Annotated in this window: 21 protein-coding genes; 4 read left to right on the top strand and 17 right to left on the bottom strand. The window is 68.0% G+C overall.

Annotated elements, in window-relative coordinates; all coding sequences use genetic code 11:
• Positions 1–41: 41 nt before the first annotated feature.
• Positions 42–644, top strand: coding sequence for a DUF937 domain-containing protein (locus ACYKG1_RS06335; RefSeq protein ID WP_005408604.1), 603 nt, complete (start codon positions 42–44; stop codon positions 642–644).
• Between the two features lie 32 nt (positions 645–676).
• On the opposite strand, the gene ACYKG1_RS06330 is transcribed toward ACYKG1_RS06335, so the two are convergent.
• Positions 677–1,084 (bottom strand): RNA-binding S4 domain-containing protein, encoded by a 408-nt coding sequence (locus ACYKG1_RS06330; RefSeq protein WP_100471669.1) that lies wholly within the window; start codon positions 1,082–1,084, stop codon positions 677–679.
• 9 nt (positions 1,085–1,093) lie between these two features.
• Positions 1,094–1,333 (bottom strand): hypothetical protein, encoded by a 240-nt coding sequence (locus tag ACYKG1_RS06325; RefSeq protein ID WP_478472137.1) that lies wholly within the window; start codon positions 1,331–1,333, stop codon positions 1,094–1,096.
• 62 nt (positions 1,334–1,395) lie between these two features.
• Between ACYKG1_RS06325 and ACYKG1_RS06320 the strand changes: the two genes are divergently transcribed.
• Positions 1,396–2,868 (top strand): MATE family efflux transporter, encoded by a 1,473-nt coding sequence (locus ACYKG1_RS06320; protein WP_100471667.1) that lies wholly within the window; start codon positions 1,396–1,398, stop codon positions 2,866–2,868.
• A gap of 67 nt (positions 2,869–2,935) precedes the next feature.
• Here the strand turns inward: ACYKG1_RS06320 and ACYKG1_RS06315 are convergent, their stop codons facing one another.
• The 11 genes from ACYKG1_RS06315 to ffh form a co-directional block, all read right to left on the bottom strand.
• Complete coding sequence (locus ACYKG1_RS06315) at positions 2,936–3,343, bottom strand: DUF1801 domain-containing protein (protein ID WP_100475166.1); 408 nt, start codon at positions 3,341–3,343, stop codon at positions 2,936–2,938.
• Positions 3,344–3,382: 39 nt separating this feature from the next.
• Positions 3,383–3,817, bottom strand: a complete 435-nt coding sequence (locus ACYKG1_RS06310) for a DUF1801 domain-containing protein (RefSeq protein ID WP_100471666.1) — start codon at positions 3,815–3,817, stop codon at positions 3,383–3,385.
• Between the two features lie 79 nt (positions 3,818–3,896).
• Positions 3,897–4,277: a DUF6404 family protein gene (locus ACYKG1_RS06305; protein WP_262084572.1), complete on the bottom strand. Its 381-nt coding sequence runs from the start codon at positions 4,275–4,277 to the stop codon at positions 3,897–3,899.
• Between the two features lie 82 nt (positions 4,278–4,359).
• Positions 4,360–4,761 (bottom strand): 50S ribosomal protein L19, encoded by a 402-nt coding sequence (gene rplS, locus ACYKG1_RS06300; RefSeq protein ID WP_005408597.1) that lies wholly within the window; start codon positions 4,759–4,761, stop codon positions 4,360–4,362.
• A gap of 154 nt (positions 4,762–4,915) precedes the next feature.
• Positions 4,916–5,674: a tRNA (guanosine(37)-N1)-methyltransferase TrmD gene (gene trmD, locus ACYKG1_RS06295; RefSeq protein ID WP_262084573.1), complete on the bottom strand. Its 759-nt coding sequence runs from the start codon at positions 5,672–5,674 to the stop codon at positions 4,916–4,918.
• 8 nt (positions 5,675–5,682) lie between these two features.
• The gene (gene rimM, locus ACYKG1_RS06290; protein ID WP_262084574.1) at positions 5,683–6,195 is read right to left on the bottom strand and encodes a ribosome maturation factor RimM; all 513 of its coding nucleotides are present in this window, start codon (positions 6,193–6,195) and stop codon (positions 5,683–5,685) included.
• Positions 6,196–6,239: 44 nt separating this feature from the next.
• On the bottom strand, positions 6,240–6,500 hold the full coding sequence (rpsP, locus tag ACYKG1_RS06285; protein ID WP_005415733.1) for a 30S ribosomal protein S16: 261 nt from the start codon (positions 6,498–6,500) through the stop codon (positions 6,240–6,242).
• A gap of 187 nt (positions 6,501–6,687) precedes the next feature.
• Positions 6,688–7,290, bottom strand: a complete 603-nt coding sequence (locus tag ACYKG1_RS06280) for a suppressor of fused domain protein (RefSeq protein ID WP_478472136.1) — start codon at positions 7,288–7,290, stop codon at positions 6,688–6,690.
• Positions 7,291–7,419: 129 nt separating this feature from the next.
• Positions 7,420–8,202 (bottom strand): aminotransferase class IV family protein, encoded by a 783-nt coding sequence (locus tag ACYKG1_RS06275; protein WP_478472135.1) that lies wholly within the window; start codon positions 8,200–8,202, stop codon positions 7,420–7,422.
• Positions 8,199–9,275, bottom strand: coding sequence for an NAD(P)H-dependent flavin oxidoreductase (locus ACYKG1_RS06270; protein ID WP_478472133.1), 1,077 nt, complete (start codon positions 9,273–9,275; stop codon positions 8,199–8,201). Before ACYKG1_RS06270 ends, ACYKG1_RS06275 begins: the two co-directional genes overlap by 4 nt.
• 91 nt (positions 9,276–9,366) lie before the next feature.
• The gene (gene ffh / locus ACYKG1_RS06265) at positions 9,367–10,743 is read right to left on the bottom strand and encodes a signal recognition particle protein (protein ID WP_478472132.1); all 1,377 of its coding nucleotides are present in this window, start codon (positions 10,741–10,743) and stop codon (positions 9,367–9,369) included.
• A 122-nt stretch (positions 10,744–10,865) separates the two neighbouring features.
• Here ffh and ACYKG1_RS06260 point away from each other — a divergent pair, with 122 nt between their 5' ends.
• Entirely contained in the window at positions 10,866–11,660 is a 795-nt protein-coding gene (locus ACYKG1_RS06260; RefSeq protein WP_075675019.1) for a cytochrome C assembly family protein, read from the top strand.
• A 90-nt stretch (positions 11,661–11,750) separates the two neighbouring features.
• On the opposite strand, the gene ACYKG1_RS06255 is transcribed toward ACYKG1_RS06260, so the two are convergent.
• The 4 genes from ACYKG1_RS06255 to radA form a co-directional block, all read right to left on the bottom strand.
• Positions 11,751–12,215, bottom strand: a complete 465-nt coding sequence (locus tag ACYKG1_RS06255; RefSeq protein ID WP_478472130.1) for a YqhG/Tai3 family protein — start codon at positions 12,213–12,215, stop codon at positions 11,751–11,753.
• Positions 12,216–12,285: 70 nt separating this feature from the next.
• Positions 12,286–14,592, bottom strand: a complete 2,307-nt coding sequence (locus ACYKG1_RS06250; protein WP_478472129.1) for a tetratricopeptide repeat protein — start codon at positions 14,590–14,592, stop codon at positions 12,286–12,288.
• A 48-nt stretch (positions 14,593–14,640) separates the two neighbouring features.
• Positions 14,641–16,500: an ATP-binding protein gene (locus tag ACYKG1_RS06245; RefSeq protein WP_262226406.1), complete on the bottom strand. Its 1,860-nt coding sequence runs from the start codon at positions 16,498–16,500 to the stop codon at positions 14,641–14,643.
• A 120-nt stretch (positions 16,501–16,620) separates the two neighbouring features.
• On the bottom strand, positions 16,621–17,997 hold the full coding sequence (radA, locus tag ACYKG1_RS06240) for a DNA repair protein RadA (RefSeq protein WP_478472128.1): 1,377 nt from the start codon (positions 17,995–17,997) through the stop codon (positions 16,621–16,623).
• A gap of 148 nt (positions 17,998–18,145) precedes the next feature.
• Here radA and ACYKG1_RS06235 point away from each other — a divergent pair, with 148 nt between their 5' ends.
• Complete coding sequence (locus tag ACYKG1_RS06235; protein ID WP_262084579.1) at positions 18,146–20,203, top strand: putative bifunctional diguanylate cyclase/phosphodiesterase; 2,058 nt, start codon at positions 18,146–18,148, stop codon at positions 20,201–20,203.
• The last annotated feature ends 138 nt before the right edge of the window (positions 20,204–20,341 follow it).

The following is a 20,341-nucleotide window of genomic DNA, read 5'->3' as shown; positions in this document are numbered from 1 at the left end:
CGTACCTTCTGCACGCCCAACCCCAATCAAGGATTCCGCAGATGAGCCTGACCGACGAACTTCTCGCCAAATTGCAGGGCGCTCCGCTGCAGCAGGTATCGCAGCAGCTCGGCATCAGCGATACCCAGGCGTCCGGCGCGATCAGTGCCGCGCTGCCGGTGCTGATGGGCGCGCTGGGCAACAACGCCTCGCAGCCGCAGGGCGCGCAGGCCCTGCTCGGCGCCTTGCAGAACAACCACAGCGGCCTGGACCTGGGCAGCGTGCTCGGCTCGGTGCTGGGCGGCGGTGGCGGTGGTGCCGCCAGCGACGGCGCCGGCATCCTCGGCCACATCTTCGGCGGCAACCAGCAGAAGGTGGAAACCGGCCTGGCCCAGGCCACCCAGCTCGACAGCGGCCGTACCAGCCAGCTGCTGCAGATCCTCGCACCAATCGTCATGGCCTTCCTCGCCCAGCGCCTCGGCGGCGGCCAGGCCGATGCCGGCTCGCTCAGCCAGGCGCTCGGCCAGGAAAAGCAGCAGGTACAGCAACAGGGCGGTCTTGCCGGTGGCCTGCTCGGCAGCCTGCTGGACCAAGACGGTGACGGCCAGCTCGGCGTGGGCGACCTGCTGAAGATCGGCGGCAGCCTGCTGGGCGGCAAGCGCTGAGGCCGGCGGCGCCGGGAGCACGCCGGCGCCCGCTACAACGCGTCGATATCGCCCAGCGCGCGGATCAACCGTCGCGCGCGTTTGTCAGGCTTGTGCTCCGGCGGCTGGAAACCATCGCGTGCAGCGATGCGCAGCGCACGCTGCTCGGCGCGACGGGCCCTGGAGGCCTCACTCTCGGCATACAGCTGCTGCGCCGTCGGCGCCGGCCCGCGCTGGTCGCTCAGCCCCAGCACCTGGATCTCGAAATGTTCCTCGCCACGGTGGACCTGCAACTGCTCGCCGACACGCACCGCGCGCGAGGATTTCGGGCGCTGCCCGGCGACGCTGACCTTGCCGGTCTCGATGGCCTGCTTGGCCAGGCTGCGGGTCTTGAAGAAACGGGCCGCCCACAGCCAGATGTCCAGGCGGACACTGGGCGACAGCGGGGAAAGCTCGGTCATCGGCAGGAACTACTCCGTTCGCTTGTTCAGGGGCCGCGGGTTGTCGGGGTCGGTGCGGCAGCCGCTGCCCCCGATCAGGGTGGGAACGCCGGCGGAAAGATCCTGGCGCTGGCTGCCGACCAGGCACTCGGGGCGGTCGGTTGGCCGCACCTGGGTATCGCCCAGCCGGTCACCTGTCGAACATGCGGCCAGTACGGCGCCGATCAAGGCCAACGCCATGCTCCATTTCACCTGCGATCGTTGATGCATTGCCACATCCTGCAAACCGGCTTGGTGCTAGTGTGCGCCTCCCGGGATTCGATCACCACTCCATGGCCAAAGCGCCGCTTGACCTGACCTCCGGCCCGATCGGCCGCAATCTTCTGCTGTTTTCCCTGCCGATCCTGGCGGGCAACATCGCGCAGTCGCTGAACGGTTCGGTGAATGCGGTCTGGGTCGGGCGCTTCCTCGGCGAGGCGGCGCTGACCGCCACCGCGAACGCCAACAACATCATGTTCTTCCTGATCGGCTCGGTGTTCGGCTTCGGCATGGCCTCGACCATCCTGATCGGCCAGGCGATCGGCGCGCGCGATATCGCGCAGGCGCGGCGCGTGGTCGGCACCAGCGCCACCTTCTTCATCGGCCTGTCGGTGATCATCGCCATCGCCGGCTGGTTCATGGCCCATCCGCTGCTGGCGGCGATGGGCACGCCGGCCGCGTCGCTGCCGCTGGCCGAGGCCTACCTGCAGATCATCTTCCTGGCGATGCCGACGCTGTACGCGTTCGCCTTCCTCACCGCCGCACTGCGCGGTGCCGGTGATTCGCGCACGCCGTTCCGTTTCCTGATGGTGTCGGTGGCACTGGACATCGTGCTGAATCCGGTGCTGATCTTCGGCATGGGGCCGCTCCCTGCGCTGGGCATCGCCGGCTCGGCCTGGGCCACGCTGGTCGCGCAGACACTGTCGCTGGCCGGCCTGCTGCTGTACATGCGGCACAAGCGCCACACGCTGTGGCTGGGCCGCGCCGACATGCGACTGTTCAAGCTCGACATGACCATCCTCAAGTCGCTGGTGGTCAAGGGCGTGCCGATGGGCCTGCAGATGGTGCTGATCTCGCTGTCGGTGATCCTGTTGATGACCATGGTCAACCAGTACGGCACCGATACCGGTGCAGGTTATGGCGCTGCGCTGCAGCTGTGGAACTACCTGCAGATGCCGGCGATGGCCATCGGCGCGGCGTGCTCGTCGATGGCCGCGCAGAACGTCGGTGCGCAGCGTTGGGACCGCGTGCGCGGCACCGCGCGCCAGGGTGTGCTGTTCAACTTCCTGCTCACCGGCGCGCTGATCCTGCCGCTGGTGGTGTTCGATCGCCAGCTGCTGGCGCTGTTCCTGCCACCGGCCAGCCAGGCGCTGGACATCGCCCGCCACCTCAACCACGTGGTGATCGGCTCGTTCCTGTTCTTCGGCGTCAGCTTCGTCATCTCCGGCGTGGTGCGCTCCACCGGCGCAGTGATTCCGCCGCTGCTGATCCTGGCCGGTTCGCTGTGGGGCGTACGCGTGCCGTTCGCCGAACTGCTGCAGCCGTACTGGGGCGCCGATGCGATCTGGTGGAGCTTCCCGGTCAGCTCGCTGGTGTCGATGCTGCTGTCGCTGGCCTATTACCGCTGGGGCGGCTGGCGCAAGGCGAAGATGATCGGCAAGCCCTCGCACGCCGAGGAACTGGCCACGCCCTCGGAGATTCCTGCCTGCCCACCTTCGCCGGTGGCCGACCCGGATGCAGCGCTGGAGCCGGCCCCGCCACGTTGAGGTGGGTGCGGACCGTTGGTCCGCACAGGCCGTCAGCCGAGCATGGGCTCGCCGCTACAGAAGACGGTCAGCGCTTCTTTTTCGCCGCGTTGAACGTCGCCGCCTCGCGCAGCAGCGCCTTCAACGCCGCCGCATTGGGCATCGCGCCTTCATGGATGTCGATCGCGCGCCGCGTGTTGCCCTCCAGGCTGGCGTTGAACAGGCCCTTCGGGTCCGCCAGCGCTGCACCGTGGGCAAAGGTCAACTTCACCGCCTGCTTGTAGGTTTCGCCAGTGCACAGGATGCCGTCTTGCTCCCACACCGGCGTGCCGCGCCACTTCCAGGTTTCCTGCACGTCGGGCAGTGCTTCATGGATCAACGCACGCACGCGTGCGAGCGTTTCGCCACGCCAGTCACCCAGCTCGGCAATGCGCGCATCAATCAGTTGAGCCGCCGGTGTCCCGGCATCGGCAGGGTTCGGTGCATGCGTGGCCATCATGGGGCTCTCGTCGGGAAAGAAGTCGGAAGGTCGGGCTTACATCTGCTCGCCGGGCAAGGCGGCAGCCTGGCGCACCCAGTCGAGGAACTGTGCTTCATCCAGCGCGCCATCCTGTGGAATGTGCAGGTAGCGCGTATCGGCACTTCTGGACGGCTCGGGCGGCACCGGCTTCAGCGCAGCACCGCGGAAGAACGCCACCTTGATGTAGCGGGTGAAGCAATGGAAGCTGAGGAACCAGCCCGCGCCCGGCGCAACCGCATACATCGGCGAGTTCCACTTCACCGCCTTGTGCACGCCAGGTACGGCCTGTTCGACCAGCGCATCCAATTGTGCGCCGATCGGACGTTTCCAGTCCGGCATGGCGGCGATGTACGCCTGCACCGGAGCGTCGCCCTCGCCCTTGGCGATCTGCGGGTTGCCGCCGGACAGCAGCGTGGGCGCGGTGGAAGGTGCGGTTCGCTTGGCAGGCATCGCACGGTACGTCCATCGGGATGAAGCCGCAGCCTAGCGCGGTGCGTGCCTGTCGGTCACGGCGCAGTGCGCCATCGGCTCAGTCCGCTTGCCGCGCCCGGAACTGCTGCCAGTCCGGCAGCTTGCGGTGGCGGCGCAGCGAGCGCATCAGCGCCGCCATCACCACACCGAACAGGGCGCCGGCCAACAGCCCGGCCACCAGCAGCAAGGCCAGCGGGCGCTCGCTGCCCTGCCACAACATCAGCCACATCAGCGCGGTCCAGAACAGTCCGAACAGCAGGCCCTGCACCAGCGCATTGGTGCCGAAGCCGGCCAGGATCGGCGGCGGCAGCGCGATGCCCGCACGCCACAGCAGGCGATGCAGCAGCGGTGCCGACTGCACGCGTGCCAGCCCCTTGCCGTCGAGGAAGCGCAGCGCCGACTGGATCACGGCCGGATAGCGCGGGTTGATGTCATTCATCGCCTGATCGTGGCCGATGCGGTGCCGGAAACGCAAACGGCCACCCGAAGGTGGCCGTCGCGGCAACAACCGAAGTTGTTTATCAGGCCTTTTCGGCCAGACGGGCAGCCTTGGCGGCAGCAGCGGCAGCCAGGTCTTCCTTGATGCGGGCAGCCTTGCCTTCCAGGCCACGCAGGTAGTACAGCTTGCCGGCGCGGACCTTACCACGACGCTTCACTTCGACCGAGTCGATGATGGCGCTGTGGGTCTGGAAAACGCGCTCGACGCCGTAGCCGTGCGAGATCTTGCGGACGGTGAACGAGGAGTTCAGGCCGGCGTTCTTGGTGGCGATGACAACGCCTTCGTAGGCCTGCACGCGCTCGCGGCTGCCTTCCTTCACCTTCACGTTGACGACAACGGTGTCGCCCTGGCTGAACTTCGGCAGTTCACGGGTGATCTGGGCGGATTCGAATTCCGCGACGATGGACTTGTTCAGCTTGCTCATGGGTTACACCGATTCTTGTTCGGGTGGGCGTGTCGTATCGACAACGTAGGCTCATGCAGTCACCGGACTGTGCTGCACGTTTGTTTTGGGTACTGCGCGCGCCGGCCGGGGCCGACGGGAATTGGCCATGATAGCCGATAACGCCAGCCCTGCGCTAGGGGCTGGCCTTGTGTTTCTGGGCCTGGCGGCCCTCCTCCAGCAGCCTGCGGTCGGCCTTGCCCAGCGCCTGTTCATCCAGCAGGTCCGGGCGCCGCTGCGCGGTACGGAGCAAGGACTGCTGGCGACGCCAGGCCGCGATGGCCGCGTGGTTGCCCGAGCGCAGCACGTCCGGCACGTCACCCAGCGGGTGCTGGGCCGGCTGGCTGTAGTGCGGGCAGTCGAGCAGGCCGAGGTCGCCCTCGAAGCTGTCCTGCGCCGCCGATTCCGCGTCGTTCAGGGCACCGTCCTGCAGGCGGGCCACGGCGTCGATGATCACCGCCGCGCCGAGCTCGCCACCGGACAGCACGTAGTCGCCGAGGGAAATCTCCTCGTCGACATTGGCCTCCAGGAAACGCTCGTCGATGCCTTCGTAGCGGCCACAGAGCAGGACCATGCGCGGCAGCGCCGCCAGTTCCCGCACCTTGGCCTGGGTCAACGGCGCCCCCTGCGGGCTGAGATGGATCACCCGCGCCGGGGTCGGATCAGCATCACGGATCGCCTGCAGGCAGGCCTGCAGCGGCTCGATCAGCATCACCATGCCCGGGCCACCACCGAACGGGCGGTCGTCCACCCGGCGGTAGTTGCCTTCGGCGTAATCACGGGGGTTCCAGCCGTGCAGGCTGAACAGGCCCTTCTCCTGCGCGCGCCCGACCACGCCCAGTCCAGCGGACTGGGCGAGGAACTCGGGGAACAGGGTGATGACGTCGAAGCGCATGCTCACACTCAGAACTCGGGATCCCAGTCGACCACGACCAGGTTGGCCTCGAAGTCGACCGATGTGACGAAGTCCGGCTGCACGAACGGAATCATCCGCTCGCGGTCACCCCGGACCACCACCACGTCGTTGGCACCGGTGCTGAACAGATGCGAGACCTGGCCCAGGGCAACGCCCTCGGTGGTCTTCACGTCCAGGCCTTCCAGATCCACCCAGTAGTACTCGTCGGGCTTCGGCGGCGGCAGTGCACTGCGGGCCACGTAGATCTCGGTGCCGCGCATCGCTTCGACGGTATCGCGGTCCTCGACGCCGGGGAAACGGGCGACCAGGTGCTTGCCGCTGTCGCGGCCACGCACACCTTCAATCGTGGTTTCCACGCCGGACGGGCTGCGCACGATCCACGGCTGGTAACGGAAAATGGCGGAACGTGGCTCGGTCCAGGACTCGAGCTTGATCTCGCCGCGCACACCAAAAGCGCCGACAACCCTGCCCAGCAGGATGCGGCGCTCGATATCTTTCATCTGCTTCAACCAAGAGGGCCACGCCGAAGCGTGGCCCGTCAGGATCAGGCCGCAGCGGCCTGGGACTTGGTCGCTTCCTTGATCAGGTTGCGGACCTTGTCGGTCGGCTGGGCGCCGTTCTTGACCCAATGGTCAACGCGGGCCAGGTCCAGCTCGATGCGCTTCTCGGCGCCCTGGGCGACCGGGTTGTAGAAGCCAACGCGCTCGATGTTGCGGCCGTCGCGCGCGCTGCGCACGTCGGTGACGATGATGTGGTAGAACGGACGCTTCTTGGCGCCGCCGCGGGTCAGTCGAATCTTGACCATGGTGTTTTTCCTATTGCCCAGTCGCCAGGATGGCGAGGTAAGCGGGCGATTATAGCGACAGAGCCCGGCCGAGCCAACCCCGGGGTGAATCCGCCTTCACGGCAGCGCCGGGCCATGCCCGGCGGCTTTCGTTCAGCAACGTGATCAATCTCCGACCGCCCCCGCCGACGCCCCCAGAGCAATAGCGTCAGAGTGCTCCAGTGACAGGCGCCCGATGCATGCCCAGCACGTCCATCTCCTGCTGCTGCAACAGGTCATCAAATGCATCACTGCCAATCCGCTCGACAAGTTGCCGCTCGGATTCGTGGATGGCGATGCACTGCAGCCAGTTGATCGCCACCGGCGGGAACTGCAGTCCCGGGAACCTGGCGTCATTCCAGAAGAAGGGCGGCACCAGATAGACGTGAGGCATCCGGGTCGATGGGAAGTAGTCCTGCAGGATGTTGGGAATCACACTTCCGGGTTGCACCGCTGCGCGATCGCGCATGATTGCAAGGGCCGTCGAGGCGACGACGTTGTCCCAATGCAGCGCGTCCTGTTCTGCACACGCACACAGTTCGACGCGCGTTTCCAGTTCGTGCCCCTCCGCACGACGTAAGACAAAGTCCGACAGCCCGATGGACGCGATGGACTTCAGCCCTGCTTCCGGAGAGCTGAACGTCGTGAGGATATCGACCGAACGCTGGCGATGATCATCGTGAAAGGCCTGGACCTTGGGCCGTCCCTCACCGCCCATGATCTTGATTGCGTGCATCGCTACCGCACGATGCTGCTCGGTGACCGTGCCCATGACTGATTGGATCTCCTGAGGGGTTCTGCGCTGCGGAGGCATCCGCCGGGCATGGCCCGGCGCTACCGATTACGGCTTGCCACGGTAACGCCGGGTCATGCCCAGCGACCGGTAACCCGCGCGCCCCGTTCAGGAAAGCGGCTGCCACGGCACACTCGCAAGCACCGCCCTTCCCTGTTCAGCCAAGGCCTGCGAGCCGGGCAGGACATGCCCGTCAATGGCCTCCAGCGCCCACAGGCCGCTGGCATTGCAGGCAAAAGCGGCGTTCATACCGATCAGGTCCGCCAGCCGCAACGGCTGCGTGGCCTGCGCCCCCGGCCAATGCTGCTTCAGCAGCGCTTCGGCGGTCCCGCGCAGGGCCGACGCCTGAGGCCAGAGCAGCCGGTCACCATCGTGCACGGCCAGGTTCCAGGTGCTGCCTTCACTCACCTCGCCATCGGCGGTCACGAACAGCACATCGTCAAATCCTTCCGCCATCGCAGCACGGCGTTCGGCAAACAGGCCGAAGGTGCCGACATGCTTGATCTGCGGCAGTTCACGCTGCCAGGTCACGCTGCGAACGCGCTTGGAGGCGGTCAGCGTCACCGGCGCGGACACCGCCACCAGCACGTCCACCGGCACCGCCGCCAGCGGGTTGCGGAAATCGAAGTGGCGCGAGTACACCGTCACCCGCAGCGAGGCATCGGACAGCGCCGCCTGCTGCAGGGCCTGCGCCATCCAACCCCGCACCTGCGCCGTATCAAGTTCGCTGCCGAACAGTTCGCGGGTCGCCTGCGACAGCCGTTCCAGATGCAGGTCCAGCCCCTGCACCGCCCCATCCCGCACCTGCAGCGAGGTGAAGTGGCCGTAGTTCACCAGCGCCGGCAGCAGATCCTCCACCTGCGCCGGCCGGCCGTTGCAGGTCAGCGTCATCGCAGCAGTGCCTGCGCCTGTTGCCACATGTCGCGCAGCACGTCGGCGGCCGGTTGCGCTGGCGCCATCCACGCCGATTGCCCGGCCCAGGCCTGCATCGCGGCCAGGCGGTTTTCCTGCGCCGCCCGCTTGCGCATCGGCGCGGTCAGGCCGCGCTGTACCGGGTACGGGCGCGGCGCCGGGGCACCCTCTGCGGCGGCGGCGCGCACATAGGGTGTCGCCAGGCCACGGCCCAGGCGACCGCTGAAGGCGCGGGTCGGCCAGGTGTCTTCCGGCTCGCTGGCCGCCAATCCATCGGCCCACGCCGAGGCGATTGCCGCTTCGGGTGTGCGCAGGAAGGCGGTGCCGATCTGCACGGCGCTGGCCCCCAGGGTGAGTGCGGCCGCGATGCCGCGGCCATCGGCGATGCCACCGGCGGCGATCACCGGAATCTGCAGGTGATCGGCCAGGCGCGGCAACAGCGCGAACAGGCCGACCAGCTGGCGTTCGGCCATCGCCGGATCAAAGGAACCGCGATGGCCACCGGCTTCCACGCCCTGCGCAACCACGGCATCGGCGCCGGCATCCTGTGCCGCGCGCGCTTCGGACAAGGTGGTCGCACAGGCGATCCAGGCAATGCCGACGTCCTTCAACTGCTGCACGTGGCGCGGCAGCAGCACGCCCATGATGGTCGAGGCCACCGCCGGGCGTGCCGCCAGCAGCGCGGCGAACTGTTCTTCGAAGTCGGCGGGCGTGGCATCGGCGGCGCTGGCCGGCACGTCCGGGCCCCACTGCGCGAGGAAGGCGCGGCTGGCGGCCTCGGCAGCGACATCCCGGGTCGGTGCGGGGTCCGGCACCCACAGGTTCACCTGCGCCGGGCCGGTGGAGGCCGCGCGGAAGTCCTCCATCCAGCGACCGATATCGGCCGACGACGACAGCACCGCGCCCATTGCGCCCATGCTGCCGGCATTGGCCAGCGCGGCCGACAGCGGCACCGGGCAGGCACCGGCCATCGGTGCCAGCAGGATCGGAAGCTGCAATGAAAAACGCCGACAGAAGGTGTCGGCGCGCTCAAGAATCGGCGATGCGTTCACGCGACATACCAGTTGGAGAAGTCGCCGCCCAGCATACGCCAGTCATTGTGACCGAGGCCGGATCGCAATGCGCGCCGGCCCCGTCGCTGCATCAACGGAACGGCATGCCGCGGCCGCCCATGGCGCCCATCATGCCCTTCATGCTGCGCAACATGCCCTTCATGCCGCCGCCGGCCATCTTGCTCATCATCTTTTCCATCTGCATGTACTGCTTCATCAGCTTGTTGACGTCGGCCGGGGTCACGCCCGAGCCCTTGGCGATGCGCGCGCGGCGCGAGCCATTGAGCAGGTTCGGATTGCGCCGTTCCTTCTTCGTCATCGAGCTGATGATGGCGATCATGCGCGGCACCTCCCTGCCCTGGCTGACCTGCTGCTTCAGATGGTCGGGGATGTTGCCCAGGCCCGGCAGCTTGTCCATCAGGCCGCCGATGCCGCCCATGTTCTGCATCTGCTCGAGCTGGTCACGCATGTCGTTCAGGTCGAACTTCTTGCCCTTGGCAACCTTCTCGGCCAGCTTGGCGGCCTTGTCCTTGTCGACCTGCTGCTCGACCTGCTCGACCAGCGACAGCACGTCGCCCATGTCGAGGATGCGGCTGGCGATACGGTCCGGGTGGAACACGTCCAGGCCTTCCGGCTTTTCGCTGACACCGACGAACTTGATCGGCTTGCCGGTGATGTAGCGCACGCTCAGCGCGGCACCGCCGCGGGCGTCGCCGTCGGTCTTGGTCAGCACCACGCCGGTCAGCGGCAGCGCATCACCGAAGGCCTTGGCGGTGTTGGCCGCGTCCTGGCCGGTCATGGCGTCGACCACGAACAGGGTTTCGGCCGGGTTCACGGCAGCGTGCAGGGCCTTGATCTCGGCCATCATCGCTTCGTCGATGGCCAGGCGACCGGCGGTATCGACCAGCAGCACGTCGACGAACGACTTGCGCGCATCGTCGATGGCGGCGCGGACGATGGCTTCCGGCTTCTGGTCGGCGCTGGACGGGAAGAACAGCACACCGACCTGCTCGGCCAGGGTCTTCAGCTGCTCGATCGCGGCCGGGCGGTAGACGTCGGCCGAAACCACCATCACCTTCTTCTTGCGCTTTTCCTTCAGGTGCTTGGCCAGCTTGCCCACGGTGGTGGTCTTGCCGGCACCCTGCAGGCCCGCCATCAGGATGATCGCCGGGGCGGGTACGTTGAGGTTCAGGTCGCTGGCTTCGGCGCCCATCACCGCGGTCAGCTCGTCGCGCACGACCTTGATCAGGGCCTGGCCCGGGGTCAGCGACTTCAGCACTTCCTGGCCGACCGCACGCACCTTGATGCGCTCGATCAGGGCCTGCACCACCGGCAGCGCAACGTCGGCTTCGAGCAGCGCGATGCGCACTTCGCGGGTCGCCTCGCGGATGTTCTCCTCGGTCAGGCGGCCGCGGCCACGCAGGCGCTCGATGGTGCCGGAAAGGCGCTGGGTCAGGGACTCGAACATGCGGCGCAACCTGTCTGAAAGCGGGGGACAATAAGGCAGACAGTATAACGGGTCCGGCTGTCTGCCCGGACTGCGACCACGGGGCCGTCGCCAGCATCCCGGGGGTATGCGAAACTGCAACGATGACAATCGTTCTCATCGCCGTCCTGCTCTATCTGGCCGCCAGTGCCCTGCTGGTGCGCGCGCTTGGCCGCGATGAAACCACCGGCTCCCCCACCTGGCTGTGGCCCGCCCTGCCGGCGATGCTGCTGCATGGTGGCTACCACGTGATGGTAGCGATGCGCACCAACGGCGGGCCGGACATGCATTTCTTCGCCGCGCTGTCGCTGGTCGGCCTGGGCATGGCCTGGCTGACCTCGCTGGTCGGCGCGCGCGGGCGGATGTCGGCGCTGGGCGTGGTGGTGTTTCCGCTGGCCGCGGTCCTGCTGCTGGCCTACCACGGCTACGGCCACGAACCGAGCAAGGTGCTGGGCTGGCGCCTGGCCAGCCACGCCTGGCTGGCGTTGCTGGCCTACGCCACGCTGAGCATCGCCGCGCTGCTGGCGATCATGCTGTGGCTGCAGGAACGCGCCCTGCGCCGCCGCGAATTCCGCCCGTGGTTGCGCGCACTGCCACCGCTGGCCGACCTGGAATCACTGCTGTTCCGGGTGATCACCGTCGGCTTCGCACTGCTGACCCTGACCCTGGTCACCGGCGTGCTGTTCGTCGACGACCTGCTGGCGCAGAAGCTGGTGCACAAGACCGTGCTGAGCGTGCTGTCGTGGATCGTGTTCGGCGTGCTGCTGATCGGCCGCCGGCGCTACGGCTGGCGCGGCATGAAGGCGGTGCACTGGACGCTGGCGGCGATGCTGTTGCTGCTGCTGGCATTCTTCGGCAGCCAGTTCGTGATCGAACTGGTGTTCGGGCATACGCGATAAGGCATGCCGACCAACGGTCGGCCCCCGCCCCGGTAGTGCCGGCCGCTGGCCCGCAACTGGGCCGCACCCTGCGTGGATGCCGCAGGCGGTTCAGGGCACCGTCTGGGCCAGAATCTTCCGCACCGAGCGGCCGCTGTTGGTGAGGATGTCATCGACCTGCCAGCAGCCCTGCCCCTGGCGCACCATCGGCAGGCGGGTCACGTAGGCCTTCTTCCATACCGAATAGCGCATCTCGACCCGGCCGGCGGTGGCCGACGCCTCTTTCCAGCTGTAACGCACCGGGGTTTCGATGTCGCCGTCCTGCGCATCCAGCCACGGATCGGAATCGATCATGCAGATGCCTTCTTCCCGCTGTTGGCAGGCGCGCTCGCCGCGCAGTGCCTTGCCGAAGGCGGGGCTGACCAGCGCCGGGGGCGGCTCCAGCAGGTCGCCATCGCCCGTCGTTGCCTGGTAGAAGGCGCGGGCCACAGCCACGGGTTCCTGGCAGGCTGGTGACGCCTGCACGTTGGCGGCCAGCAGCAGCCCGGCGATCATGAACATCCCTGTCCTGCGCATTTCGCGTTCCTTGGTGATGATGATTCGTTGTAGAGCCGAGCACAGGCTCGGCTCTACACGAGCCTGGAGCTTACAACCCGTAACGCTCGATCACATCCAGATGCGGCTGGCGGTCCTGGTCACAGGCTTCGGCCAATCGCAGCCAGCAATGCGGATGCGGCCACTTCGCGGTCTCCTGCTGCAGGAAACGGTGCAGCGCCAGCGGCGCATGGTCCTGCGGCTGGGCGACGGTGAACAGCAGGCCCGGCAGGGTGCCTTCCTCCATGCCGGGGTCGGTGACCGTGTAGTCCGGGCGGCTGTGCGACCACACCTGCCAGCCCTGCGCCTCGGCCGCAGCAACGAAGGCGTTCCAGGCCTCTTCGCCCGGGTGCGCGCCGTCGATCAGCCAGCTGCGGGCGAAGCCGCCGCGCTCCAGCACATGCACCTGCGCATAGGTCGGGATGAAGTGCTCGCGCGCTTCCTCCTCCTCCGGCGCCGGGTGCACCAGCGCAGCATCGAACACCACCCAGTCGCCCACCTGCTGGGCACGGTTGGCCGGTGCGTTCTCGACGATACGCGCGGTGACCGGACCACTGCGGCGCGCGTAGTACTCCATCGGCTCGCCATTCTCTTCGCTGCGGATGATCACCCAACCCCACGGCTCCTCGACCACGCCCTCCTGGCTGGACAGCTCCATGCCGATTGCGGCGGCCGAGCGGCGCACCGCATCCCAGTCGCGTGCCGCGCTGGCTGCACTCATATGGTCCCAATGTGCCGCGTTGGGTTCTTCCAGCAACTCCACCAGCTGCGCATAGCAGGCCTGGGCCTCGCTGAAGCGGCCGGTTTCCATGTACATCCGTGCCAACGTGCCACGTGCACCGTGCGAACCCGGCGATGCCGCCAGCAGCGCCTGCGCGGCCCGCTCCAGCGCCGGCCAGTCGGACACCCGACGGGCGCGCTGCACGTCGCACCAGTGCGCGAACACCGGCACGCTGCCGCGATAGAGGTCGGCCAACTGGCGCAGGCCATCGTCGTCGCCCTGCTCGGCCAGCCAGCGCATCAACGTATAGGCGGCCGGACCGTCATCCTGCGTGTGTGCGCGCACGAAGCGCCACAGCAATGCACGCGCTTCGGTCTGTGCACCACAGGCGCTCAGCGCAGAGGCGGCCATCTCGGCCAAGGCCTCGTAATCGGGCAGCTGCGCCTGTGCCTGCAGCAGCCACTGCGCCTCACGCTCCGGGTCGCGCGCCTGGTTCTGCTCCCCCTGCGCCTCCAGCCATGCCAGCAGTTCGGCGGCCGGCACCGGCAGCGGTGCGACATCCGGCAAGGCGTCGATGCGTGCGGCCAGGCCGGCCACCAGGGCAGCTGCGCCACGGTCCTGCCGCAGCTGCGCAAGATGGGTGCGGGCCAGTTCCAGCTGGCGCTGTGCTACCCAGCGCGCCCCCCGCTGCAACGCCAGCTCCAGGCTGAGCGCCGCGACTTCGATCAGCAGGCGATGCGAACCGACCCGGGCGAAGTGCTCGATGATCGTGTTGAAGCGCGTGCCCAGGTCCCACGTATTGCGTGCCGGGTCGCGCTGGCACAGCGCTGCGGCGGTGTTCGCCCACAGCCGCCAGTAGTTCGGGGTCAGCTCGCTCCACGGCACCAGCTGCTGCAGCGCCGCTTCGTCGCGACCCAGCTGCGCCAGCGCCCACGCCTTGGACAGGCGGCGCGGCACCGTGCAGTTGGCCGGTTCGTACTCACCCGAAGCCGCCACTTCGGCCTCGCGTTTCTCGATCAGTGCCAGCGCCTCTTCGGCCCGGCCGACCGCGAGCAGGATCTTGATCTGCATCTCCGGGAAGCTGTCGAACACTTCCTTGCCACAGGCCTCGATCGCATCGGACTGCACCTGCAGGTAATCCAGCGCCTCCTGGCCACGGCCGTCGTCGAGCAGCGCATCGGCTTTCTCGCAGCTCAGGCACTGGAAGCAGGCCCAGCTGGGATCGATGCGGCCGAGGGTCTCGTCGCACACCTCGATGCGCTCGGGCACCCAGCCCGGGCCATCGATGTTGCCGTAGCAGGCCGCCAGGTCCTGGGTCACGCAGATCGACTGCGGGCATTCCAGCGTGTCCTCGCGGTGTGCGCGCTCGAACAGCGCTACGGCTTCGCCAAGTGCACTCTCGCCTTCCACGCGGTTGCCGACGCGGTTGCGCAGCGCCCAGTGGCCGACGTAGACATCGACCCAGGGGTTGTCGAGCGCCTTGCCTAGCGCACGCGCTTCGGGCAGCAGTGCATCGACGCGATCGATCTGCAGCTCACTGACCTCGTCGGCGAGGCGGTTCAGCAGGTGCGCGTTCTGCGCCTGGCCGGCCTGGCGCAGGTCTCCCTGCAGTTTTTCGACCCAGTTCCAGATGTCCATGGGGTAAGTGCTCCTGTCTAGCGAAGGCTGGATGAGAGGGTGCGGTGCTCAGCGCAGCATCTGCTGCAGGGCACCGGCGATATCGGTAAAGGCGCCATTGAGATCCGGGCCTGGCGTGGCGGTCGCTGCCCGGGCCAGGGGACGGCCCTGTGCAGCGACGATGATCTTCAGCGAGCGCAGCAGGCGCGCTGCGGCTTCGGCCTGTGGATGGCCCTCGCGCTGGGCGCGCAGCAGCGCCTGCACCGCCGGGTTGTCGAGATTGAGGTACAACCGCGAGGGTGCACGCGATTCGATGCGCGCGGTGAACTGCCGGGCCAGGCGCAGCGCCGCCATCGATACGCGCTTGTCGTTCTCGTCATCCTCCAGGCGCTGCTTCAATTCGGCTTCGCGGTCGGGCACCACCACCACGGGCAGCGCCTCCGGGCTGAAGCGCGCCGGCAGCAGCTGCTCGCCGTCACCCAGCTGCTCGCGCAGCCACGCCAGCTGCGTCTCATCAAGGCTGTCATCCGTACGGAACAGCGCGCGGTTGCCCTGCTCGGTGCCGAGTTCGACCAGGCGCAGGCCCTTGGCCTGGGCCCAGCGCCGCAGGAACGGCACCACCGCATAGCGATGACCATGCGCGACCGGTACGCCCATCGCGCGGAACAGCATCTCTTCGAAACCACCGCCATTGTCGAGGATGACGTGCACCGCGCCACGCGCCGGCAACGCGCTGGCCGGCAGGTCGCCCTGCGAGGTCGGCACGCGCACGTGCTCCAGCAGCAGGTCGAACAGGCGGTCATCGCACAGCGCCGCGCCCAGCAGCGCCTCGTTGTGGCGGCTCAACACGCGCCGCCACGCTTCCGGTTGCTGCTTCGCAACGTCGGCCAGGCCTTCGATCAGCGCCTCCAGCAAGGCATGCTGCACGGCGCGGTACTGGTCATCGCGCTGCAGGTCTTCGCGGCTGGCGGTGGGGGTCAGCCGCGAGGATTCGATCACCCCGCCGATGAAGCCGGCCCACGGCGGCAGCAGGTCACGAGCGTCGTCGTCCAGCAGCATGCCGCGCACGAACACCGACAGGTTTCGGTTGTCGCTGGTGCCATAGGTGGCGCCGTCCTGCACCCACAGCAGGCCGGTGGCATCGCTGCTGCCATCGGCGCGCAGCGGCACGGTGACGATCGGCTCGAAGTCGTGCTCGAAGCGCGCGGCGAACTGCAGCGCCTGGCGACGCGCCTGCACCGGATGCACGGCGACATCCCCCTGGCCGCGCCACGGCGGCGGCTCGGGATTGATCGCCTCGCCCGCAGCGCCGATGAAGATCGGCTCGGACAGCAACGCGCAGTAGCGGCCCAGCACCTCGTGCAGGCGCGCCTCGTTGGCCAGCGGCAGGAAGTCCGGATGCAGCTCCAGCTCCACCTCGGTCCCCACCGCGCGTGCCGGCACCTCGCTGACGGTGTACTGCTCGGCGTTGCTGGACACGTACAGATGGCCCAGATCCGGCGCCTGGTACGAGGTGGTACGCACGCTGACCCGGCGCGCCAGCACGAAGGCCGACAGGAAGCCGAGGCCGAACATGCCGATCAGGCCCTCATCATCCTCGCCGCCCTGGCGCAGGCCACGGGTATAACCAACGCCGACGGTGGCCAGGTAATCGTGGATCTCCTGGCGGGTCAGGCCGGCACCGGTATCGGTGATGCGCAGCACGCCGGCACCGGCATCGACCTGCACCGAAATGCGCGAAGGCACCTCGATGCCAGGCTGTTCGATGCGGCGGCGGATGATCGAGTCGTGCGCGTTCTGCACCAGCTCACGCAGCGCCACCACCGGGGTGGAATACAGGTGCTTGCCCAGCACCGTCATCAGTCCATTGAGATCGACGCCGGCACGCCGGATCTCGGCGTCGGGCGTGGTGAACGCGGTGTCCTGCATGTAATCGTTTACTCCTGGGCACGGAAAGACGCGAGGGGGCGTCTTCGTCGAGCGGGAAAAACTAGCACAGGGAAGCTGACCCTTGCCGTGTTTGACGTCTGTGCGCCTACAGCAAGGGCATCACGCCGCGTCGATGGCCTCGGACAGGCGCTCCACCGCGATCACTTCCATGCCTTTCACCGAGCCCCCCTTGGGCGCATTGGCCTTGGGCACGATGGCGCGCTTGAAGCCATGGGTGGCGGCCTCGCGCAGGCGGTCTTCGCCATTGGGCACCGGACGGATCTCGCCGGACAGGCCTACCTCGCCGAAGGCAATGGTCTTTTCCGCCAACGGCCGATCCTGCAGCGAGGACAGCACCGCCAGCAGCACCGGCAGGTCGGCGGCGGTCTCCTGCACGCGGATGCCACCGACCACGTTGACGAACACGTCCTGGTCGCCGACCAGCACGTCACCGTGGCGATGCAGTACCGCCAGCAGCATGGCCAAGCGGTTCTGCTCCAGGCCGACCGCGACACGGCGCGGGTTCGACAGCGGCGACGCATCAACCAGTGCCTGCACCTCCACCAGCAGCGGCCGGGTGCCCTCGCGGGTGACCATCACGCAGCTGCCCGGCTGGTGGGTGCTGCCGCCGGACAGGAAGATCGCCGACGGATTGGAGACCTCCTTCAGGCCCTTGTCGCCCATCGCGAACACGCCCAGTTCGTTGACCGCGCCGAAGCGGTTCTTGAACGCACGCAGCAGGCGGAAGCGGCTGCCGCTCTCACCCTCGAAGTACAGCACCGCGTCGACCATGTGCTCGAGCACGCGCGGGCCAGCGATGCCGCCCTCCTTGGTGACGTGGCCAACCAGGAACACGGCGGTCCCGGTCTCCTTCGCAAAACGCACCAGCCGCGCCGCGCTCTCGCGCACCTGGCTGACCGAGCCCGGCGCAGCGGTCAGGCTCTCGGTCCACAGGGTCTGCACGGAGTCGGCCACGATCAGCCGCGGGCCGGCCTTGGACGCATGCTGCAGGATCGATTCGACCCCGGTTTCGGCCAGTGCGTTGACCCCGTCCAGCGGCAGCTCCAGCCGGTGCGCGCGGCCGGCCACCTGCGCCAGTGATTCCTCGCCGGTGACGTACAGCACCGGCAGCTCGGCCGCCATCTTCGCTACCGCCTGCAGCAGCAGGGTCGACTTGCCGATGCCCGGATCGCCACCGACCAGCACCACCGCGCCCTCGACCAGGCCACCGCCCAGCACGCGGTCGAACTCGCCGATGCCGGTGGAGACCCGGCGATGCTCGGTCTGCTCCACGTCCTTCAGGGCGGTGATCTTCGGCGGGTCGATCTTGCCGGCCCAGCCCGCCCGGCGCGAGGCCGGCGCCTTGGCCGCCGCCGCGCTTTCCAGCACGATTTCCGACAGCGAGTTCCAGGCGTTGCACTCGGTGCATTGGCCCTGCCACTTGCTGAATTCGGCGCCGCATTCATTGCAGACGTAGGCGGTGCGGGCTTTTGCCATCGGATGATTTCCAGCAACGGGAACAGGCGTGGCAGGATAGCCGAGCCGGGTCGCAGGTGCTGCGACCGCTCAAGTCCTGCCCACCCGCGCCGATAGGGGTCGCGGGCGTGCGCCTTGCGGGCGCCCCTCCCTCCCCACTGGATTCAACATGACTGGCAGTTACAGTCAGAGCCTGGTCATCATCTCCCTGTTGGTGGCCATTCTTGCTTCGTACACAGCGCTGGACATGGCCGGGCGACTGGCCACGGCCGAGGGCCGCGTGGCCCGCTGGTGGCTGGCCGGGGGCGCGGCGGCCATGGGGCTGGGCATCTGGTCGATGCACTTCATCGGCATGCTCGCCTTCGACCTGCCGATCCCGGTGGGTTACGACCTTGGCATCACCCTGTACTCGCTGGCGGTGTCGATCGGTGCTTCCGCCTATGCGCTGTGGCTGGTGTCGCGGCCCAGCCTGCCGTGGCGACGGCTGCTGGCCGGGGCCGTGCTGATGGGCCTGGGCATCGCCACCATGCACTACCTGGGCATGGCAGCGATGCGCATGCAGCCCGGCATCGACTACCACCCGGGTTGGTTTGCCGCCTCCATCGCGGTGGCCATCGGTGCCGCCGGCGCCGCCCTGTGGATCGCCTTCCGCCTGCGCGCCGAGCACCGCCATACGCTGCTCCTGCGCGCGCTTGCATCGCTGGTGATGGGCCTGGCCATCGTCGGCATGCACTACACCGGCATGGCCGCGGCGCGCTTCGCCGAGGGCAGCATCTGTGGCGCCGTCGGCAGTGGCGGCATCGACACGCGCTGGCTGGCGGTGCTGGTGATCGTCACCACCGTGGCCACGCTGGGCATCGCCCTGGTGGCCTCGCTGTTCGACCGGCAGATGCGCGTGCGCACCGGGCTGCTGGCCGACTCGCTGGCGCACGCCAACAACAAGCTGATCCAGGCCGCACTGCATGACCCGTTGACCCAGCTGCCCAACCGCATGCTCCTGCAGGACCGCATCGAGCAGGCCATCGAGAAGGCGCGGCGCCGCAACCATGCGGTGGCGGTGATGTTCTGCGACCTGGACGGTTTCAAGGCGGTCAATGATGCCTATGGCCACCAGCTCGGCGACCGCCTGCTGGTGGCGGTGGCGCAGCGCATCGGCGGCCTGCTGCGGCCCCAGGATACGTTCGCCCGCCTCGGCGGCGACGAGTTCGTGATCGTGCTGGCCATCGATATTCCCGACGATGCGGTGGTGGTGGCCGAGCGCATCATCGCCGCCGCCGGCGAACCGTTCACGCTGGACGCGGCCGAACTGCAGGTCAGTGCCAGCCTCGGCATTGCCCTGTACCCGGACGATGCCAGCAATGAGCGCGAGCTGATGGCGCATGCCGATGCGGCGATGTACCACACCAAGGAAACCGGCCGGAACGGCTACACCTTCTTCACCCCGTCGATGCAGCTCAGTGCCAACCGCCAGCTGCGCCTGCTGCAGGACCTGCGCAAGGCCATCGCCCGCGACGAACTGGTCCTGCACTACCAGCCCAAGTTCCCCGCCGCGGGCGCACCGGCCACCGGCGCCGAAGCGCTGCTGCGCTGGCAGCACCCGGAGCTCGGCCTGCTCGCACCGGATGTGTTCATTCCCATCGCCGAGCGCAGCGGCCTGATCCTGCCGATCGGCGACTGGGTACTGGACCGCGCCTGCGCGCAGCTGCGCGCATGGCACGAGGCCGGGCATGCGGAATGGTCGATGGCGGTGAACCTGTCGCCGCTGCAGTTCGCCTCGCCGGTGCTGCTGGACAGCGTGCGCGAAGTGCTGGAGCGGCACCGGATCGAGCCGGCCCGGCTGACCCTGGAGATCACCGAGACCACGGCGATGAAGGACGTCGATGCCAGCCTGGCGATACTCAACGACCTGACCGCGATGGGCGTGCACATCGCCATCGATGATTTCGGCACCGGCTATTCCAGCCTGCTGTACCTCAAGCGCATGCCGGCCACCGAACTGAAGATCGACCGTGCGTTCGTGCACGACCTGGAGCGCAATGACGAAGACGCCGCCATCGTCTCGTCGATCATCGCGCTGGGCCGCACCCTGCAGCTGCAGGTGGTCGCCGAGGGCGTGGAAACGCAGGCGCAGCGCGAGTACCTGAGCGAACTTGGCTGCGACCAGCTGCAGGGCTACCACCTGGGCCGGCCGATGGACGCCGAGGAATTCCTGCGCCGGGTGGGCTGAGGCCCCAGTTTCGGGGTCGGGGCCCTGGCCGCAGGCAAGGGCTCTGACCCCATCCACGCAACCCCATCCACGCGTGGCCTGAATCTACCGGGCCGCGGGGTCAGAGCCCTGGCCTGCGGCCAGGGATCCGACCCCATC

It is taken from the genome of Stenotrophomonas sp. 85239_Sma (assembly GCF_056481725.1).
Note: the sequence above shows the minus strand (reverse complement) of the source record. Positions and strands in the feature narration are given on the sequence as shown.

What these genes read in the sequence shown, in the direction of transcription:
- ACYKG1_RS06245 (WP_262226406.1), bottom strand. Translation starts at nt 16,500, where the DNA reads ATGCAGGACACCGCGTTCACCACGCCCGACGCCGAGATCCGGCGTGCC.
- rpsP (WP_005415733.1), bottom strand. Translation starts at nt 6,500, where the DNA reads ATGGTCAAGATTCGACTGACCCGCGGCGGCGCCAAGAAGCGTCCGTTC.
- ACYKG1_RS06330 (WP_100471669.1), bottom strand. Translation starts at nt 1,084, where the DNA reads ATGACCGAGCTTTCCCCGCTGTCGCCCAGTGTCCGCCTGGACATCTGG.
- ACYKG1_RS06305 (WP_262084572.1), bottom strand. Translation starts at nt 4,277, where the DNA reads ATGAATGACATCAACCCGCGCTATCCGGCCGTGATCCAGTCGGCGCTG.
- ACYKG1_RS06260 (WP_075675019.1), top strand. Translation starts at nt 10,866, where the DNA reads ATGACAATCGTTCTCATCGCCGTCCTGCTCTATCTGGCCGCCAGTGCC.
- rplS (WP_005408597.1), bottom strand. Translation starts at nt 4,761, where the DNA reads ATGAGCAAGCTGAACAAGTCCATCGTCGCGGAATTCGAATCCGCCCAG.
- ACYKG1_RS06310 (WP_100471666.1), bottom strand. Translation starts at nt 3,817, where the DNA reads ATGCCTGCCAAGCGAACCGCACCTTCCACCGCGCCCACGCTGCTGTCC.
- ACYKG1_RS06280 (WP_478472136.1), bottom strand. Translation starts at nt 7,290, where the DNA reads ATGGGCACGGTCACCGAGCAGCATCGTGCGGTAGCGATGCACGCAATC.
- ACYKG1_RS06255 (WP_478472130.1), bottom strand. Translation starts at nt 12,215, where the DNA reads ATGCGCAGGACAGGGATGTTCATGATCGCCGGGCTGCTGCTGGCCGCC.
- ACYKG1_RS06325 (WP_478472137.1), bottom strand. Translation starts at nt 1,333, where the DNA reads ATGCATCAACGATCGCAGGTGAAATGGAGCATGGCGTTGGCCTTGATC.
- ffh (WP_478472132.1), bottom strand. Translation starts at nt 10,743, where the DNA reads ATGTTCGAGTCCCTGACCCAGCGCCTTTCCGGCACCATCGAGCGCCTG.
- ACYKG1_RS06315 (WP_100475166.1), bottom strand. Translation starts at nt 3,343, where the DNA reads ATGGCCACGCATGCACCGAACCCTGCCGATGCCGGGACACCGGCGGCT.
- trmD (WP_262084573.1), bottom strand. Translation starts at nt 5,674, where the DNA reads ATGCGCTTCGACGTCATCACCCTGTTCCCCGAGTTCCTCGCCCAGTCC.
- ACYKG1_RS06275 (WP_478472135.1), bottom strand. Translation starts at nt 8,202, where the DNA reads ATGACGCTGACCTGCAACGGCCGGCCGGCGCAGGTGGAGGATCTGCTG.
- radA (WP_478472128.1), bottom strand. Translation starts at nt 17,997, where the DNA reads ATGGCAAAAGCCCGCACCGCCTACGTCTGCAATGAATGCGGCGCCGAA.
- ACYKG1_RS06235 (WP_262084579.1), top strand. Translation starts at nt 18,146, where the DNA reads ATGACTGGCAGTTACAGTCAGAGCCTGGTCATCATCTCCCTGTTGGTG.
- ACYKG1_RS06335 (WP_005408604.1), top strand. Translation starts at nt 42, where the DNA reads ATGAGCCTGACCGACGAACTTCTCGCCAAATTGCAGGGCGCTCCGCTG.
- rimM (WP_262084574.1), bottom strand. Translation starts at nt 6,195, where the DNA reads ATGAAAGATATCGAGCGCCGCATCCTGCTGGGCAGGGTTGTCGGCGCT.
- ACYKG1_RS06250 (WP_478472129.1), bottom strand. Translation starts at nt 14,592, where the DNA reads ATGGACATCTGGAACTGGGTCGAAAAACTGCAGGGAGACCTGCGCCAG.
- ACYKG1_RS06320 (WP_100471667.1), top strand. Translation starts at nt 1,396, where the DNA reads ATGGCCAAAGCGCCGCTTGACCTGACCTCCGGCCCGATCGGCCGCAAT.